Raw genomic sequence first — 15,377 nt, 5'->3', positions numbered from 1 at the left:
CATGCTACCGGAGGTGCAACAGGTGAAAGACATCCACCAGCTCAAAGCAAAACTATCCATTCTCTTTGCCGAGCAGTACTTTGCCGTCCTGGCGACCCGTGCCGGTGAAAACATCCACACCACCCTGGTGGCCTTCGCCGCCGGCGACGACCTGAAAACCCTATTCGTATGCACCCCCCGGGCCACACGCAAGTTTGCCAACCTCAAGCAGAATCCGTCGGTTTCTCTGCTGGTGCACAACAGTTCGAACATGGCCACGGACATCCGCCAGTCCATCGCCGTGACGGTCTCCGGCACCGCCCGGGAAGTGCCCGCGGATCGTCTGGCGGCCGCCCGGGCAGTCTACCTGGCCAAACAGCCCCACATGTCCGGCTTTGCCGCCTCCCCCAACACGGCCATCATCGAGGTAACCGTCGACCGCTACGACGTGGTGGCGCATTTCCAGGACGTTACTATTTTAGAAATCCAGAAAGACCGGATCGTTCAGCCATGAACGGCCTCCTTCCATTCAACCGCATCGAACCCCGGCACCGCCACCTGGTGGGCGGCAAGGCCCTGGCCCTGGCAACGCTGATGCACCGCGGGATCACGGTGCCCGACGGCCTGTGCGTCACCACAACCGTATATGAAGAATTCATCCGCACCACCGGCCTGGGCACACGCATCGGCCTGGAGATGGGCCGGCTTCCCCTGGAACAGATGCGCTGGGAAGAGATCTGGGACATGGCCCTGCGCATCCGCAGCCTTTTTCTCCACACCGCCGTCCCCGGCCCTCTGAGAGAAACGCTCGCATCGGCGCTGGAGGCGCGATTTGCCGGACGCGCGGTGGCGGTGCGCTCCTCCTCGCCCCAGGAGGACCGGGCCGGCAGCTCTTTTGCCGGTCTGCACGAATCCTACGTCAATGTGCGCGGCCTCGATGCAATCATCGAGCATATTCAACTGGTGTGGGCATCCCTGTGGTCCGACGGCGCCCTGCTCTACCGCAAGGAGCTGGGCATGGACATGCAAAAAAGCGCCATGGCGGTGATCGTTCAGGCGCTGGTGGACGGCGAACGCTCCGGTGTGGCCTTTTCCAGAAGCCCCGACGGTGCCGACCACGCCGTGGTGGAATCGGTCTACGGCCTCAATCAGGGCCTGGTGGACGGCAGCGTCACCCCGGATCGCTGGATGCTGGACCGCCGCACCGGCGAATCGATCAGCCACACGCCGGCTGTCCGCGAACTGGCCATGCGGGCGGTGGACGGGGGCGTCATGTTGATGCCGCTGGCGGAAGCTGAACGACACGCCCCCCCGCTGGACGAGGCGTTGCTGGACCGGGTGTTTGGCATGGCCATGCGCCTGGAGAAAATCTTCGAAGGGCCCCAGGACACGGAGTGGACCATCCGGGGAAACGACCTTTTTCTGCTCCAGAGCCGGCCGGTAACCACGACCCCGGACATCGCAACCAACGGCACCCCCTGGTCGGCAAGTGACAAACGCCCCTGGTATCTGAGCCTCAAACGCAGTTTCGACAACCTGAAGATCCTGCACCGCCGCATCGAGGACGAACTCCTGCCCCGGATGGCGGCCGAGGCCCGGGAGCTGTCGACAACCGACCCGGCCGGACTCTCCGACGCCCGGCTCATCGACGCCATCGAGACGCGCAGGCGCATTCATCAGCACTGGGTGGACGTCTATTGGCGCGATTTCATCCCCTTTGCCCACGGCGCCCGCCTTTTCGGCCAGGTCTACAACGACCTGGTCAAGCCCGAAGACCCCTATGCGTTCACCGCCCTGTTGGGCGAAACAGGCATGACCGGCATGGAACGCAATCGGGAACTGCGCGCCCTGGCCCGCATGATCCGATCCGACAAACGCCTGCGTGAACGATTGGTGTCCGGGAAAATGGACGATGAGAACACAGAATTTTCAACTGGTTTAAACGCTTTTCTGGAACGCTACGAAGATCTCACCTTCAAAGCGGTCCGTTTTTTCAGAGACCGCGAGGGCTTGGTCCGCTTGTTGCTGGAAATGGCGCAGCAGGCCGAACCCGGGGCGGCTGCCGGTCGGCCGGACATCGCCGCCCTGACCGATGATTTTGTGGACCGCTTTCCCGAAGACCGCCGCGAATTTGCCCGCAACCTCCTTGAAATTGGAAGATCCAGCTACCGGCTGCGCGACAACGACAATATCGTCCTGGCCCGCATCGAGGCCCAACTGCTCAAGGTCGTGGACGAGGCCAAGCGCCGCATCGGCAGGCTCGACGGGATAGACGCAGAGACCCTCACCCCCGCCCAGGCGGTGAAGGTTCTGGCCGACCCGACAGCCGTCCGCGACATCGTCAAGGAACAGGCAACCATCGACGAACCGGTTCAGCATCAAGGCCGGCCGGGCCTGGCCCCGCCAACGGTGGACACCGCCGACGGGGATTTTGTCATGCGGGCACGCCAGCTCATCGGCCAACCTGCCGGCCCGGGCCTGGCCGTGGGAAAAGCCCGGGTGGTTTCAGCGGTCGACGACCTCTTCCGGTTCAAATCCGGTGAAATTCTGGTCTGCGATTCCATCGATCCCAATATGACCTTCGTGGTGCCCCTGGCCGCGGCCATCGTGGAGCGGCGCGGCGGCATGCTGGTGCACGGCGCCATTGTCGCCCGCGAGTACGGCCTGCCCTGCGTCACCGGCGTAGCCGACGCCGTCACCTTGATCCACACCGGCGACCGTCTCACCGTGGACGGGTACCTGGGTGTGGTGACCATCGGTGACTGACGTAAACCAGTTTGCTGGAAAGGTTTTTTTAACTTGACAGCGGCAGGATTGAGTCGTCCAGAAGACCTATGATCCGTTATAAGCCGCTGGAGCACGAATCACTCAATTCGATTTGATCACCAAGCTGGCGAATACCAATCATCTCTTGACAACGATGCCTCTGGCCGCATAATTTAAGAAAACGTTCCTACCATCTCTTCGCGCATTGCTCCAGATCCTCTGATTTTCGAACTCGATTGACGATTGCCGCTCACGTTTCTGCAAGAGGTGTAGATCTCGCTTTCTCTTGAACCAATTTAACCGTTTTGCTCCCGGAAGGTTAAGAAAAAGGAGACCGCCATGAACACTCAGTCAGCGCTTACGCCGGTGCCCGATCCCAGGCCCAAGCAGCACCTCCCCGGGGACCCGGAGCCAAGACCTATTGATCCGGCACCCAAGCCATCTTTGCCTGGTGATCCTAAACCGAATCCAATAAGGCCCGGGGCGCTGCCTGATCCAATGCCCACACCAATTAAACGCTAATGCAAAAGCAACAATTCTGAACCGTTTGCCGACCTGTTGATTCTCAATTGGGACGGGCATAAAGCTCGACCATCCGTTGCTGCTGCGACCATTCAAGAACGACTTGTTCTGCGAAAACTGCTCTCCCACGATGATCTGATCCTGTCGACATATTTTCTTCGTCAACGCCATGTGAAGGGTTCCGTGATGAATCACCTCACTTTTTTGAAAAAACAGGCTCATGGATTGAGCTTCTGAAGGGAGATTGAAACCATGACAGATGGCAAAGATAAGACTCCAAAAGACAAATGGGACAAGATCGAGATTCTTACCAAATTCCTGCCGGCCATCGTGGTCGCATTCATTGCCATATTGGGGAACTATTACCTCCAAAATAAACAAAGAGAAGACAACAACCTGAAGTTATACACGCAACTGCTCGCCAACAAAGAAAACTCGGAAAATACGCTTCGCAAGGATATGTTTTTTGAAATGCTCAAGTCTTTTCTTTCACCAGACAAAAGTGGTGAAGGTGGTGAGCAGACAATCACGAAAATCAGGGAGAAACTTTTCAGTCTTGAGTTGTTGGCCAGGAATTTTCATGAATCCTTAGACATGAAACCGCTTTTTAAACACGTCCTTATGGAAATTGTGCGTCCCCGGATCAAAATGAGAAAGCAGAATCACCAATTGCGCCCTATAATCGGTCTTTTTGAATTAATCATTGCTCTGGAGACAATTCCGAACGAAGACGATCTTGGCGAACAGGAAATAAAGGATAAATTATTCAATACAATTGAGAAGATTAAACGAGATTATTATTCGGTGACTTCTCTTGCCAAAAAAGAAAAAGAGATAGTGGAATCACTCAATGGTTTTAATCAGAATCTAAGGAAGCCGGACACGCAAGTTCATGCAGTGAGCGAAGAATTGATGAATAAGTTGGTTGGCATGATTGACAAGGATGTAATAAAAAAAGTATTAAAAAACAATAGCGAATGGATAAACAAACCAGATACGACAGTCAATAGTGAGAATACGAAACCTAATTATCTGTTGCTATACATGACCAATAAAGACGACTTAAAAGAGACCTTCGAAAAAATCGATCAGCGTTTGTTTGAGCCGACTGTAGTCAACCGGCCAGAACTGGAGGTCAAAATAGATCTTGTCAGGCTTAATGAGATTTTGAGTAAGATTAAGATTGACGATGAAGATGTAACAAAATTATACGAGCTATTAATTCCTGTGATCAAGAAGCAGTATGAAAAAGCCCATAAAGAGTTGTCACAATTTGATCAAGAACTAGACCGGTTATTATCCGTTGCCAAACGGGTGACGAGGAAACAGATCGAAATACTTGAAGATGTAGCAGGAAAATTCAGCTTGACGATTCCTCTACCTGATGATGAAAACCCGTCAACCACCATCTGTACTAGCGTAAAGCCTAATGAAGAAATTATAATACCAGGAATTTGTCCTGAACCGGAAGGATCCGAACCGTGGAAAAAAGGTCATAGGGTGGATGGTGTAAAAGAAGAAGGAGAGTTGTTCTATTTGGATTCAAATGGTTTTAAAGTGGATCAATCAACACAATATTTCTCTATTCATGTCAGATATGTTTATCCGCGATGGCGGCAGGTTTATGTTGAAATCATAACCTGCCCCAAAAAGGCCAATCACGATGAATATTTGAACTCTTTAACCGTGTTCAATGAAGAGAACCAACTTAATAAGCAAGCGTTTTTAAAAAGAGAAGAAGGATACTTGAACGTCCTTTTTGAAAAATTGAAAAATAAATATAAAATCGATAGAACAACGTACGATAAAATGATTGAAAACAATTTCGAATTGTACTTCAAACCATTCTTAAAAGATTATTATGGCGTGGAAGAATCCGCCTTTTGGCTGGAATACTTTGATTTTCCCCTCGTTGACAACTCCTACATCAGCAGTAAACAGCGTTACTCCGTGATACTAGAAGACTTTAAATCCGGACCAGAAGGCGAAGATGAAAGCGCGAAAATCTCCTTGCTTTACTACCCTGCTTCATATGCCGGACTTAAAGAAAAATCTTTTTACAACAACCAGTTGATGCATAATCTGATGGAAGACGAATTTTTTTCCAAAAATAGATGATCTGGTGAGGTTCTGAACGACTTCATTGTCTCGGGCGGCGGACAACAGGAGCCTATATTCGGAATAAAGAGAAATCATTTCCACATCTGTAACCGCCCCTGGAAGACCGCCCTGAGATTGCCACCGATATCTTATCCATCGCCGTCCAATGAGAAAAAAGGCGTCAATTTTCGCAAATCGGTCAATTGTGGAATATGATCAAAATTAAATTCCTACACCAATACAATATTTTAGATGAGTATTTCGTCAATGCCGATGTTACCGATGTAAAAATCTTCGAGGGAAGAACTACATTACGAAAATTCATTGCGTCGATGCTGTCATACTATCCATGGTGGATCATTGGACTGTATCGCATCCGCAAGCTGCTGGTCAGGCTTCTCGGTCTGGTCAACCATCAAGCGCCCGACGCACTGCCCGATCTGCAACCGCAAGACGTTTCCTTCACGCCTGGTGAAAATGTGACATTCTTTATCGTCCGTTGCGCTGAGGAGGAGCGTTTTTGGATGTCGGAGGCACCTGAGGACAACCATTTAAAAGCCTACTTCGGCGTCGTCCGAGAGCCGGTCACCGATTCGGTCAATCGATTCTACGTGATTACCACGATTTACTATAAACACTGGACCGGACCGGTTTACTTCAATCTCATCCGGCCCTTTCATCATCTGGTGGTGTCGCGAATGGCTCGGCATGGTATACGACATTCGACGGGGGTTGGCCGTTAAGCGTCCCGCTCCATGCACCTTCGGGAGCGCTGTTACCGGTCTCGAACAGGTTGAAATAAGGAGAAGCCGTTGTCATGCGCCTCCCCGCCACCTGCTCACCTGGTTTGAGATGCAGATGAGGCCGATGCATTTTTCCGCCCTTGATGTGGCTCTAAAAATCAATTATGGTCTATTCATTCCCAGAGAAATCCGATCCTCTTATTCCGCGTTGAGATGCTTTTCCACCACTAGCGGCCTAACGATAGCACTGACTGCGCGCTCCACCCTGACCGGCGAACTGAGCTGCAATTGTTTCAATACCGGTTCTTTCTGCGTTGACCTTTGATCTTTTGTTTGTGTACGGCACCCCTTTGCCAAAAAGCGGGACGTGGCAGGATGAATAACGACCGGCACATAGATCCACCGGTTACCGACCAACCCGTCTGCAATGGAAACCAGTTAAGAGGAAGGCAACCATGACCAACGAAATATTCATCGTGGCTTACGCCATCCAGGCGGCCATACGGCTCGGCAGAAAGGTCCGGACCGTCTTTGAAGAAGAGACGCGTGACCGGGACCTGGTCCTGCCCCCCATTGAAACGCCGGATCTTCCGCCGTGGGGCGTCGTCAAGTCCTTTTTCGAAAGCGAGGGACAGGCCTTCGTGGCCGATTCAGCGTCGATTCCCGGTCGGGATGCGACCCCTCACGGGCTCTACTGCGAATGGTGGCGAAGGCAGAATGACGACCGGGCCTGCCGGGACAATCTGCGAAGGGCCTACCTGGCCATCCAGCAGGGATTGGACCCGTTGCGCAGCGCGGACGATGTGAACAGGGGGCATCGCATCCCCGAATCCTTCTATACCGGTGCCAACGCACTGTTTCTGGTCAAACAGTGGCGCGACGGCGCAGACCCGAAACGCAGCCCGGTGCAGCGCATCGCCGGCACGGTCATCGACATCGCCCTGGACTACGTCAAGGTCGACCCGACACTTTTTAGCGGCAACGGAACCGGTGATCGCATCACCCGGGCGTTTCTGCTCTCTCTCAGCGACGTCGATTTTGCCGAATCCGACTACGACGATCTGCTCCTGGATGTCATGCGTGCCTCACTGGACACCTTCCGGGCGCATGCCGATATCGTCATTTCGGAAGAGCATCTGGCGGTGCTGCTCAGGCAGGTCAGTCGCACCCTGGCCGGTTCGATCGACGCAGCCGAACGAAGCGGCGACGACGACAAGCTCAGAGCCCTGTATCGCTTGCGGCGGGACGTGCTGCAGGATGTCATCCGGGTCTCTGCACAAACTGTTTCGGAAAACATGACCGCCTTTGTCGGGGTGGCCGACAACCGCAAGGAACAGCTTCTGGAAACCGTCTTTTCGGCTGTCGTGGATACCATCGCCACCGAATCCGACCTGATCAACCGCAAGACCTTGACGGATATATACGCCGCCTCGCTGCGGGCCGTTGCCCAGAATCCGGCGCTGCTGTTACCGGAAAAGGAAGGCCGCCCAAGCCAGGCCCTGCTGCGCAACCTGATCGCCGGTATTGGCGCCGAACTGGCCCGTTCATCGTCGACCGTCCCTCCCGGCATCTTCACACCGGAAATAGGTAAAGACATCATCGGCGTGGCCCTGCAGGTGCTTGCCGATCACCTGCCGACGCTTGCCGATCCCGGTGACCCGGAAAAGCAGTTGCTCGTCGATGCCCTGCATCGGCTGGCCCTTTCGATAAGTGATGACTTTCATGCAGACAAGAAACTGTCCGCTCTTCTGGACGGCCTGTTTTCTCGCCACCAACTGGTCAACCTGGCCCGGGTTGTTTTTACGGCGGTTTCCCGCAACCCGGAAGGCCTGCTGCAGGGTGTCGACGACGATTCCCGGCGTTCGGCGCTGGCCCAGATCGTCGGCTCGGTGGCAGCATCGATCAGCACCGATGCCAAGCGCTTTTTGAGCGGGGACAACTATCTTGATCTGCTTGCCGTGGCCCTTGAGGCCTTCATGGTGAATCCGGATCGCCTGCTCTCGCTGGACACCGCGGATCCTGCGGACAACGTGATGGCCCGTGTCATCGCCGCCGTCGTCGATTCGGTGATAAAAAATGCCCGATCCGAGGGCCGGAACCTGCTCAATGGCGACCTGCTGGTGGCTGCCGTGGAAACTGCCCTGGCCGTGGTCTCGAAAAATGTGGACGGGTTCGCCAGGGAACCGGAAATCATATCGATGGTCATGGACCGCCTGCTCAACGCCGCCACCCATGTGCTGGCCAACGAACTGGACGCCGAAAACCTGATCGTGGCGCTCGAGGCCATATTGCCCGCTGCCTTGCGGGGCCGCGAGGTGCTCGACCAAAGCGATGCGGACTTGATTCTGCCCCACATCGCTCATGAACCGCGCTATCGAGCGCATTGAAAAATAGACATTCATTCTTAGGACGACCCCGCCCCACGGCACGCCGCGCCGAGGAGTCGAGGACGAAAAGGAGGTCGACCATGCACCGCTTCCGACGGACAACCGGATACCGCACCGCTTTGCTGACCGCCTTCATCGCGGCCGTGATCCTGGGCGGTTGCCCGAAGACCACCAACACCCTGCACGAGGTGCAGGACGATTTCAACGGGCTCAACCCGACCTTTTTTCAGGCTGCGGCCCCGAACACCCTGACCGCTGACGAGGAGTCGGCTTACCGGCAGATTGTTCAGAAAATAGAAGCCGGGCATCTCAAATCGGTCGACCGGGATGACCTGAAGGTGGCGGCCTACGCCATCGACGCGTTTTCCAGGTGGCGGTTAAGAGACTACGCCGCTGCCAAGGCCGCTGCCGAAAAAGGATTGGACATCTTTGCGCGCGCCGGCCTGCAAACCAATCGGCGGGATTACGGCATGCTGTTGATTACCGGCGGACTGGCCGACTATTCGGAAACGTTCTGGGACTACCAGAACTGGCTCCGCGATCATCCCAATGACTTCATACCCGGAGAAGATGCGGCTGAATACACCGACCGGATGGCGGCCGCCATGAAAAAGATCGACGCGGTCAACCAACCGCAAAAGGGGCTTGGACCGGAGGAACCGATCGTTCTTTACGCCAATCAGCAGCAGTTGCGGGTGATTACCGGAATCCTGGACATATGGAGCAATGTCAGGGATGACGCCGACCAGAAGGGCCCGGTATGCCGTTGGACGAAGCGGGCCGAGACCCTGGTTGGACAGCGATTTCCTTCTGCCGGGGACTATTCCGGCAAAGCCCAGACGGACGAATTGGAACGAAAAATTGCAGCGGTCGCACAAAGCTACCAGTGTGACGGTTAGATCGGCAACACGCCCTGCAATCACGGAGGAATACCATGCGCTATTTTGAAGACCCGATGTTGGCCCTGAATCTGGGCAGCAAGGATCGTAATGTGCTTCCCAAGGCGCAACCCAACGCAAAGGACGATTACGTGCGCGATCTGCAGCAGGATCTCAACGCGCTCGGGTACGCCGCCGGGAAAGCCGACGGCTGGTTCGGGGAGCGCACCTTGAAAGCGGTGCGCACTTTTCAGACCGACGCGTTGCACCCGCTGCGCCAGGAACAGGATTCGTCACTGGGTCCCGGCCGTCGATTCCGCGAGGAACCCGCGGTCTATGCCGGCGGGGTGACCGGCGCGGTGGACCCCTTGACCGCTGCGGAACTGCAACGCTGGAAAGGCAACCGCTGGCAAAAACCCCGCCCCGAAACCACCTGGCGGGAAGAAGACCTTCGCGATCGCCTGCCGGTGAATCCCCGGCGCAGTCCCCGTATCCGGCGGCTCAGCGACATCGACCGCATCGTGCTGCACTGCACCGATGCCAAGCCGACGTGGGGGGCGATGCAGTGTGCGGCGTATGATGTCGGCCCCAACCATATCAGCCAGCAGGGCTGCCCGACGATCACCTACGCCCACTTTGTCAATGCCGACGGATTGATCCAGAAATGCCTCTCCCGAACCGTCGTCAGCTGGCATGTGGGCACCTGGAACACCCGCAGCCTGGGCGTGGCCCTGGCATACCGGGCGACCGGCAACCCGGACCCACCGCCGCCCGCCCAGCTGGACGCCGCCGCCGCCCTGTTTGCCCGGATCTGCCTTGAACTGGCATTGGACCCACAGGCGACCGTCGTTGGGCATCGGGAACTGCTGACCACCGGCTATCGCCTGGACGCCCACGGAAAAAAAGTCTATCGCAAGGCCTGTCCGGGGTGGCAGGTCGACATGGATGAATTCCGGCAGGAAACGGCGCACCTGTTGGATGGTCTGAAAGCCACCGGCGCGTGATGAGGTCATCGATGAAACTGCTAATCGATTTAATCCCAACCGGGATTCTTTGGGGGGGCTGTCTGACGCTGGGCCTGATCTTCCTGGTCGTGGCGCGCTCATTTATGAGTGCCGAGGATGCCTGGGGAAGTTTTTTCTCCGAAGTAGCCGACGGAACGCCTCACCTGTCGCGCTACGTTCTTCTCTTCGGTACCGTCATCGTGGCCATCCGATTCCTGATCGCCGTAATCGGCGCCGATCCATGCAACGTGGCGAGTCGGGTCAAAGGGGCGATGGAGGTCTATGATTGGCTGGACATCGACGTTCTGGCCGGCGGATCGGGTGCCGCGTACCTGATGTCCAAGGTGACGGAAGGGCAGATCCTGACGCTGTTCGGGCGCAAACGTTCCTGAAATGAGTAAATGTCGGCAATACCGGTAAAGGAGGTAACCCATGTTCAAGTTAATCGTAGATAATATCGACACCATCACTCTGGGGTTGGCGGCGCTCGTATTAACATTGATTGCGGCCGTGATCATTTTTATGATGTTCCGGGGCACCCACGACAGCCGCGCTTTCAATTTTCTCTATGAAACCGCCGACGACGGTAAAACCGGCAAGCCCAGCGTATCACGCCTGCAGATGCTCATCTGGAATTTCGTGGTCGCTTTCGCGTTTCTGTACGTGCTCGGCAAGACGGGGGCAACCGAAGAATCCATCCAGGCCTTGCTGCAACCCGAGGTGCTGATTCTGCTGGGCATCAGCAACAGCACTTACCTGTTGGGCAAGCGGACCAAGCAGGGGTCAGCCAGTGCCAAACCGCCCGAAACCGCTGAGAACGCAGACGCAAGCGGCGGTCAGCCCCTGGTCGGAGACGGGGAGGGGCCGGGACCGCAAGGTACCCCGTAAGGGAGATTTACGGAAAGTCGCGCGGCTAAACGGCTGGGAATCATGGTGACGCTGGCTTGGCCCGGCCTGACGGCCGCGATCGGCATCGGGAAAAATGCAACGGTTTTTCTGTTTTCCGATACCCGGTAAGACCCGTATTCCTGCCATTATTTATGTTAATGCTTACCGCTCTGGTATTAATCATCAAGCGCGATGGCAGCAGGCGCGCCGTCGAGCCATGGGTTTAACGATAAACCAGTAAAGGAAAAAACGGGTGCCGCCAGGTCAATCGGCGGCACCGGCGACCCTGGCGTGAGGAGAGCTTGTGGAAAACAGTATTTTCAGGATGCACCCCTATCGCTTAATGCAATGGGTTGTCGTGTATTATTGTATCTTCCACCTGACCATTTTCATCCTGCTGAAAAGTGCCAGCCTCATTAGGAAATGGCTAAAAGCGCCCCCTGGAAAAAACCGGGGATAGCCGCTGGCACCTGTCAGGCCTCGTCCGCCATTTCCAGCTCATGCGTAATCGTGATCGCCTCGACCACGCTCTGGGCGGCCGGGCACAGCGTAATGTAATTGTTGAATGCATCCTCGGCATCCGCGCGCTTGTCCGCCGGCAGCTTCAGACGATAGTGAACGTTGATGCGTACGATTTTCAAGACACCGTTGACATCCTCGATGTCGCCGGTGACCGTCGCCGTGTAGCGGTCCTGAAAGGTCCGTATCTTTTTTTTGGCCAGCACCGCGGCCAATGTGCCCATCATTCACCCGCCCACCGCGCCGACCAGGTGATCCAGGGTGGCGGCGTGCTCCTCTTCCGGATCGACATTGTAGAATTTCTTGATTCCGCCGTGCACGCCATAGTAGACCGGCTTGTCGAACCCCCGGATGTGGGCGATACGGGTGGGGCCTTTCTCGCGGGTTATCGTGATGTGCGACTGATGGATGATCTCTCCCATGGTATCTTCCTTTCTGTGAAATGATTTTATGGTCATCCCCACGAATACGGGGAAGCTGTGGCTTCAGACGGCCGATGACTCACGCTTGAACGGAATTGACGCCGGTTGCGGTTTCTGTTTGAACCTTCCCCGCGGCAGGCTGCGGAGAAATGCGCTCGCTGTCGCGGTCCAATCAACCCGGCACGACCTAAAGTAGGGATGCATCGGCCGAATGTAAAATGGTCGCGCCATTTCCTTGATGCCGAGGGAAAAATCATGTAGCTTTTACTTGTCGCAATATTTCCCATCAGACCGGTATGGCTAATAGAATGAGAATCGAAAACTGATCGGCGCATGCCGGCATGAACACACTACCGGAGGGTTCCAATGAATCCCATAAAGATTGCGGTGATTCCGGGAGACGGCATCGGCAAGGAAGTCATTCCAGAAGGCATCGATGCCCTGGAAGCCGCCGGCAGCAGGCAGGGCGTCCAATTCGAGTGGACCGAATTCGATTGGTCCTGTGAGACCTACCATAAAGCGGGGCGCATGATGCCCCAGGACGGTATCGACCAGCTGCGGCGTTTCGACGCCATCTACCTCGGTGCGGTCGGCTTTCCCGGCGTACCGGACCACATCTCCCTGTGGGGGCTGCTGATACCCATCCGGCGTGCTTTCGACCAGTACGTGAACCTGCGCCCGGTGCGGCTGTTCGAAGGTGTACCCTGCCCGCTGGCAGGCAAGCAACCCGGCGACATCGATTTTTATGTGGTACGCGAAAATGTCGAAGGCGAATACTCTTCGGTCGGCGGCATTCAATATGAAGGCACCGAGCACGAGGTCGTATCCCAGGTCAGCCTGTTTACGCGGCGGGGTATCGACCGCATTCTCAAATACGCCTTCGAGCTGGCCCAAAGCAGGCCTGCTCGTCATCTGAGCTCAGCCACCAAATCCAATGGGATCTTTCACTCCATGCCCTACTGGGACAGCCGCTTGAAACAGATCGCCACCTCCTATCCCGAGGTCACCGTCGACCAATACCACATCGATATCCTGACGGCCAATTTCGTGCGCATGCCCGAGCATTTCGATGTCGTGGTCGGTTCCAATCTGTTTGGCGACATTCTTTCCGACCTGGGGCCTGCCTGCGCCGGTACGATCGCCATCGCCCCGTCTGCCAATATCAACCCCGACAGGGTGTTCCCGTCGATGTTCGAACCGGTGCACGGCTCCGCCCCCGATATTGCCGGCCGGGGTATCGCCAACCCCATCGGCACCGTCTGGGCCGGAGCGATGATGATGCAGCACCTGGGCTATCCCAAGATCCACGACACGCTGATCAATGCCATCGAAACCATTCTTAGGGATGGCGCGAACCTGACGCGTGATATGGGAGGGCATGCCAGTACCCGCGAACTGGGCCGGGCGCTGGTGCAAGCCATATAAATCGGTATGGACGCCCATCACAGACCCCATGAACGAGGAGAAACACACACAGTCGACCCAACCCGATGAAACTGCCCTGAGCCCTCCCGTTGATATTGGCCCCATCCGCTCTTCACACGCCGCTGACCGGAATTGCATGTTCCATGATGATTGTTATTCTTTATTCACTTACCGTGAGGGATCGAATCACCCCTGATCGAACCTGACACCAGGTAAAAGCAACCATTTATCGCAATCAAATAGAAACCGCCAATAAAAGGGAATAGATACAAGGAGATCAATCATGATAAACGCCTACGCTGCATCTGAACCCAAGGGAAAACTCGAACCCTTCGCCTATGATCCGGGAGAGCTGAAACCCGATGAGGTAGAGATCGACGTTCACTCCTGTGGCATCTGCCACAGCGACATCAGCGTCATCGACAATGAATGGGGCAATGCCCGATACCCCGTTGTTCCCGGTCACGAAGTCGTCGGGTCGGTTGCCAAAACCGGAAATAACGTTAGACACCTGACCGTCGGTCAAGCCGTGGGGCTGGGCTGGCATGCCGGCTACTGCAACGACTGTGCGCCTTGTCACGCGGGCGATCACAACCTGTGCGCCAACTCGCAGGCGACCATCATCGGCCACCATGGCGGCTTTGCCGACAAGGTGCGCGCGGCGGTGAACAGTGTCATACCCATCCCGGACGGTATCGACCTGGCATCCGCCGGCCCCCTGTTTTGCGGAGGGATCACCGTTTTCAACCCGCTGGTCCAGTTCGATGTCAAACCCACCGACAAGGTGGCGGTGATCGGCATCGGCGGCCTGGGCCACTTGGCGCTGAAATTCCTCAATGCATGGGGCTGCGAGGTGACGGCATTTACCTCCAGCGCCGACAAAAGAAAAGCAGCCTTGGACCTGGGCGCCCATCATACGCTGGACTCCCGCGATGGGGCAGCGATCGAGGCGGCGGCCGGCCGCTTTGACCTGGTCGTCTCCACGGTCAACGTCAAGCTGGACTGGAACCTCTACCTCGGTACACTGAAACCCCGCGGCCGCCTGCATTTTGTCGGTGCGACGCTGGATCCGCTGGATATCGGTGTGTTTCCGCTAATCATGGGTCAACGGTCGGTATCCGGTTCGCCGGTCGGCAGCCCCGCAACCATCGCCAGGATGCTTGATTTTGCCGTTCGGCACAAGATTGCGCCGGTCGTCGAGACATTCAGCTTCGATGACATCAATGCGGCTATCGACAGGTTGAGAAGCGGCAAGGCCCATTATCGCATTGTGCTCAGCCGATGATTTCCCCCGGGCAACGGAGGCAATGATGAAAAAAGCGCGTTTTCGGCACTACGGTTTCTGGGCCGTGGTGTTGCTTTTTATCGCGGCTGCCCCGGCGTGTGAGAAAAAAGCGGAGGTGGTCGCCGAAATGGGCGTCGCCTTCCAGTGGAACCCGCCGGGAACACCGGTGGGGCGCAATCCGGAGATCCGCGTGACCCACGTTCCGGAATCCACCGTCCGTTTTTTAGTGGCGCTCGAGGATCTGGATCTGAAGTCATACAACCATGGTGGCGGGTCTTGCCCGTACGATGGCTCGGGAGTGATTCCTGCCGGTGGACTCGACGGATACTACCAGGGACCGACGCCGCCGCCGGGCGTCGTTCACCGGTACGCGTTCACCGTAAAGGCGCTGGATGCCGATGGGGTCGTTATCGGCCAGGGCAGGCAGACCCGCCGATACCCGGAGAACGACTGAAAGCG

14 protein-coding genes are annotated in these 15,377 nt (G+C 56.2%); 12 read left to right on the top strand and 2 right to left on the bottom strand.

All coding sequences use genetic code 11. From position 1 onward, the window contains the following. The first annotated feature begins 22 nt into the window (after positions 1-22). The 9 genes from ACZCED_RS01050 to ACZCED_RS01010 all read left to right on the top strand — a co-directional run bounded on the left by ACZCED_RS01050 (position 23) and on the right by ACZCED_RS01010 (position 11,267). Complete coding sequence (locus ACZCED_RS01050; protein WP_464860015.1) at positions 23-493, top strand: pyridoxamine 5'-phosphate oxidase family protein; 471 nt, start codon at positions 23-25, stop codon at positions 491-493. After that, positions 490-2,745, top strand: coding sequence for a PEP/pyruvate-binding domain-containing protein (locus tag ACZCED_RS01045; RefSeq protein ID WP_464860014.1), 2,256 nt, complete (start codon positions 490-492; stop codon positions 2,743-2,745). Before ACZCED_RS01050 ends, ACZCED_RS01045 begins: the two co-directional genes overlap by 4 nt. 774 nt (positions 2,746-3,519) lie before the next feature. Then, positions 3,520-5,385: a hypothetical protein gene (locus tag ACZCED_RS01040; protein WP_464860013.1), complete on the top strand. Its 1,866-nt coding sequence runs from the start codon at positions 3,520-3,522 to the stop codon at positions 5,383-5,385. Between the two features lie 194 nt (positions 5,386-5,579). Then, on the top strand, positions 5,580-6,110 hold the full coding sequence (locus ACZCED_RS01035) for a DUF2867 domain-containing protein (protein WP_464860012.1): 531 nt from the start codon (positions 5,580-5,582) through the stop codon (positions 6,108-6,110). Positions 6,111-6,565: 455 nt separating this feature from the next. Beyond that, the gene (locus ACZCED_RS01030; protein WP_464860011.1) at positions 6,566-8,497 is read left to right on the top strand and encodes a hypothetical protein; all 1,932 of its coding nucleotides are present in this window, start codon (positions 6,566-6,568) and stop codon (positions 8,495-8,497) included. Positions 8,498-8,577: 80 nt separating this feature from the next. Then, positions 8,578-9,396 (top strand): hypothetical protein, encoded by an 819-nt coding sequence (locus tag ACZCED_RS01025; RefSeq protein ID WP_464860010.1) that lies wholly within the window; start codon positions 8,578-8,580, stop codon positions 9,394-9,396. 35 nt (positions 9,397-9,431) lie between these two features. After that, positions 9,432-10,379, top strand: a complete 948-nt coding sequence (locus tag ACZCED_RS01020; protein ID WP_464860009.1) for a peptidoglycan recognition protein family protein — start codon at positions 9,432-9,434, stop codon at positions 10,377-10,379. A gap of 11 nt (positions 10,380-10,390) precedes the next feature. Then, positions 10,391-10,771 carry a hypothetical protein gene (locus ACZCED_RS01015; RefSeq protein WP_462970697.1) on the top strand — a complete coding sequence of 127 codons (381 nt, stop codon included), beginning with the start codon at positions 10,391-10,393 and terminating at the stop codon, positions 10,769-10,771. A gap of 40 nt (positions 10,772-10,811) precedes the next feature. Next, positions 10,812-11,267, top strand: coding sequence for a hypothetical protein (locus tag ACZCED_RS01010; RefSeq protein WP_462970696.1), 456 nt, complete (start codon positions 10,812-10,814; stop codon positions 11,265-11,267). Positions 11,268-11,740: 473 nt separating this feature from the next. Here ACZCED_RS01010 and ACZCED_RS01005 read toward each other — a convergent pair whose 3' ends face one another. Both ACZCED_RS01005 and ACZCED_RS01000 read right to left on the bottom strand, forming a co-directional pair. Beyond that, positions 11,741-12,013 (bottom strand): OsmC family protein, encoded by a 273-nt coding sequence (locus ACZCED_RS01005; protein ID WP_464860008.1) that lies wholly within the window; start codon positions 12,011-12,013, stop codon positions 11,741-11,743. Continuing rightward, entirely contained in the window at positions 12,014-12,208 is a 195-nt protein-coding gene (locus tag ACZCED_RS01000) for a hypothetical protein (protein ID WP_319257385.1), read from the bottom strand. A gap of 366 nt (positions 12,209-12,574) precedes the next feature. Here ACZCED_RS01000 and ACZCED_RS00995 point away from each other — a divergent pair, with 366 nt between their 5' ends. The 3 genes from ACZCED_RS00995 to ACZCED_RS00985 all read left to right on the top strand — a co-directional run bounded on the left by ACZCED_RS00995 (position 12,575) and on the right by ACZCED_RS00985 (position 15,372). Further along, entirely contained in the window at positions 12,575-13,633 is a 1,059-nt protein-coding gene (locus ACZCED_RS00995) for a tartrate dehydrogenase (RefSeq protein WP_464860007.1), read from the top strand. Positions 13,634-13,916: 283 nt separating this feature from the next. Then, positions 13,917-14,918, top strand: a complete 1,002-nt coding sequence (gene ahr, locus ACZCED_RS00990; protein ID WP_462970693.1) for an NADPH-dependent aldehyde reductase Ahr — start codon at positions 13,917-13,919, stop codon at positions 14,916-14,918. A gap of 25 nt (positions 14,919-14,943) precedes the next feature. Continuing rightward, on the top strand, positions 14,944-15,372 hold the full coding sequence (locus tag ACZCED_RS00985; protein WP_462970692.1) for a YbhB/YbcL family Raf kinase inhibitor-like protein: 429 nt from the start codon (positions 14,944-14,946) through the stop codon (positions 15,370-15,372). Positions 15,373-15,377: the final 5 nt, after the last annotated feature.

This window comes from Desulfosarcina sp., from assembly GCF_055467485.1.
Note: the sequence above shows the minus strand (reverse complement) of the source record. Positions and strands in the feature narration are given on the sequence as shown.